Here is a 2,973-nt window from a genome sequence, read left to right on the forward strand (position 1 = left end):
GCTGGTGCTGTGGGCGGTGGCGACCCTGACCTTCTTTGCCCTGCGGCTGATGCCGGGCGACCCGGTGCTGGCCATCCTCGGCGGCCCGAGTGGTAATCCGTCGCCCGAAACCATTGCCGAAGCCACCCGCGAGTACGGCCTGGACAAGCCGCTGGCGGTGCAATACGCGCTGTACCTGGGGCGTCTGGTTCAGGGCGATCTGGGGGTGTCCTACTCGCAGCATTTGCCGGTAACCCGCGTGCTGGCTGAGCAATCGTGGGCGACCCTGCAACTGACGTTTACCTCATTGGTCCTGGCCTGGCTGTTGGTGCTGTTGCTTACCGTGTTGACCGCCGGGCGCCAGCGTTGGGTGGCCAAGGTGGCTTCATTTGCCGAAACCGTTTCGGCCGCCGTCCCGCATTTTTGGCTGGGGCTGGTGCTGCTGGCGGTGTTTGCCTTCGGCTTGCGCTGGTTCCCGCCCGCTGGTAGCGATGGCTGGCCAACCCTGGTGTTGCCGTCTGTGGCGCTGGCGGTGCCGCTGGCCGGGTTTATTGCGCAGGTCACCCGAGAATCACTGGAGCTGACCCTGGAGCAACCCTTTGTGCTGACGGCGCGGACCCGTGGTTTGAGCGAAACCGCCGTGCGCTTCAAACATGCGCTGCGCCATGCGGTGTTGCCCGGCATTTCGTTGTCGGGCTGGGCCATCGGCGCCTTGATCAGCGGTGCGGTAGTGGTTGAAGTGATCTTTTCGCGCAAGGGCCTGGGTCGCCAGTTGTATCAGGCGGTGCAGGCGCAGGACTTGCCGCTGACCATCGGTATCAGCCTGACCGTTGCGGCGGTGTATGTGCTGGCCAACATTCTGGTCGACCTGCTGCACCTGTGGGTCGACCCTCGTCAACAGGGGAAAACAGCATGAGCACACTGACTCTCGAAACGCAGTTGCCGGGTGTGCGGGTGCAACGCAGGTCACGCAAGGTGCCGCTGGGGCCCTTGCTGGCACTGCTTTTTCTGGCGTTTTTGATCGTTGCCGCGCTGTTGCCGCAACTCTTTACCCATGCCGACCCGCTGGCGATTGTTCCGCACGATGCGTTTCATCCGCCGGGCTGGGCGCATTGGTTCGGCACTGATCAGTCTGGCCGGGATATTTTTTCGCGGGTGATTTACGGCACCCGCCAGTCGCTGTTGATTGGTCTGGCGGCCACTGTGCTGGCCATGAGCATTGCGATTGCCCTGGGGTTGCTCGGCGGGCTTGGCGGTGCACGACTTGACCGTGGGGTTGGCTGGCTGCTGGAAATACTGTTCGCGTTCCCGAGCCTGGTGTTGGCGCTGCTGTTTGTGGCGGTGTTCGGCAGCGGCATCGGGCCGTTGATTGTTGCCACCGGGCTGGGCGCAGCGCCGGGCTACGCCCGGATGGTGCGCGGTCAGGTGCTGGCGGTGCGCAATGCCGGTTACATCGAAGCGGCGGTTGCTCTGGGTCACCCCACGCGGCGGATCATCCTGCGCCAGCTATTACCCAATGCCATGCGCCCGCTGATCGTGACCCTGACCATGGGTATTGGTCAGGCGATTGTCTGGGCCTCGGCCCTGAGCTTTCTGGGGCTGGGCGCCAAGCCGCCTGCGCCGGAGTGGGGGACCATGCTGTCCATGGGCCGCGACTTTGTCGCCAACGCCTGGTGGCTGACCTTCTTCCCGGGGGTGTTCATCGTCCTTACCACGCTGTCGACCACGGTCGCGGGCCGTTATCTGCAACAACGTCTGGAGGGGCGCCTGTCATGAGCGATAAACACTTGATCGTCGAGGGTCTGTCCATTGAATTTGGCGGCCAGACTGTGGTGCGCGATGTGTCGTTTACCCTGGCGCCGGGCAAGACCCTGGCGCTGGTGGGTGAGTCCGGCTCTGGTAAAAGTGTGACGGCGCGCAGCCTGATTGGTCTGGCCGGTGCCGGGGCGAGAGTGACGGCGCGCACCCTGAGTTATGGCGGGCAGGATTTGCTCGGGTTGTCCGAGCGTGGCTGGCGCGGGTTGCGCGGCAAAGGCATTGGCTTTGTGTTGCAAGACGCGCTGGTCTCGCTCGACCCTCTGCGCCCGGTGGGCAAAGAGATTCTGGAAGTGCTCACGACCCACCAATGGGGCGACCGGCGCAGCCGCGCTGAGCGGGTTATCGAGCTGCTGGACAAAGTCGGCGTGCCCGAGCCCGAATTGCGTGCCCGCCAGCGGCCCGACCAATTGTCCGGCGGCCTGCGCCAGCGTGCGCTGATCGCCAGTGCATTGGCGCTGAGCCCAGGGCTGGTCATCGCCGACGAACCGACCACCGCGCTGGACGCCACGGTGCAGGCGCAGATTCTGCAAGTGCTGCAAGAAATCAAGGCTCGCGGTGATTCGTTGCTGATCATCAGCCATGACTTGGCGGTGGTGGCGCAATTGGCCGATGAGGTGCTGGTGCTGCGCCACGGCGTGGTGGTCGAACAGGGCCCGATGCAGCAGGTTTTGCGCACCCCGAGTCACCCTTACACCCAGGCGTTGCTGGACGCGGTGCCAGCCGAACATGCGCGGGGCACACGGCTGTCGTCGCACAACAGCGGGCAGCTTGTGCAACCTCGGCCGGGCGCTGACTCCCCGGTGCTGCTCAAGGCCAGCGGTTTGGGTAAACGCTACATCGGCCCCGATCAGCAAGCTCGCCAAGTGGTCGACGACGTCAGCTTTGAGCTGCGCGCCGGGCGCACGCTGGGCATCGTCGGTGAGTCCGGTTCGGGCAAAACCACCGTGGCGCGCATTGTGTTGGGGTTGCTGGAGCCGGATGCGGGCCAGGTGCAGTTTCTGGGGCACGCCTGGGCGGGGGCGGGTGCAGATCGGGTGGCGGAAAAAGACCGGCGTGTGCATCGACGTGACATCAGTGTGATTTATCAAGACCCGCTGAGTTCGTTCGATCCGCGCTGGAGCATCGGCCAGATCCTTGCCGACGCGCTGGATGTGGCCGGTGTAGCGGCTTCGCAGC

Annotated in this window: 3 protein-coding genes; all 3 read left to right on the forward strand. The window is 64.7% G+C overall.

The features are described 5' to 3' along the window. Window position 1: 1 nt before the first annotated feature. On the forward strand, window positions 2-895 hold the full coding sequence (locus tag GHO25_RS25310; RefSeq protein ID WP_218581089.1) for an ABC transporter permease: 894 nt from the start codon (window positions 2-4) through the stop codon (window positions 893-895). Then, the gene (locus GHO25_RS25315) at window positions 892-1,755 is read left to right on the forward strand and encodes an ABC transporter permease (protein WP_153330424.1); all 864 of its coding nucleotides are present in this window, start codon (window positions 892-894) and stop codon (window positions 1,753-1,755) included. The genes GHO25_RS25310 and GHO25_RS25315 overlap by 4 nt, the downstream gene beginning before the upstream one ends. After that, the coding region (locus GHO25_RS25320; RefSeq protein ID WP_153393292.1) for an ATP-binding cassette domain-containing protein at window positions 1,752-2,973 on the forward strand (1,222 nt) is incomplete at its 3' end. The genes GHO25_RS25315 and GHO25_RS25320, both read left to right, overlap by 4 nt.

The organism is Pseudomonas sp. FSL R10-1350, assembly GCF_009600525.1.
GTDB classification, from domain to species: domain Bacteria; phylum Pseudomonadota; class Gammaproteobacteria; order Pseudomonadales; family Pseudomonadaceae; genus Aquipseudomonas; species Aquipseudomonas helleri.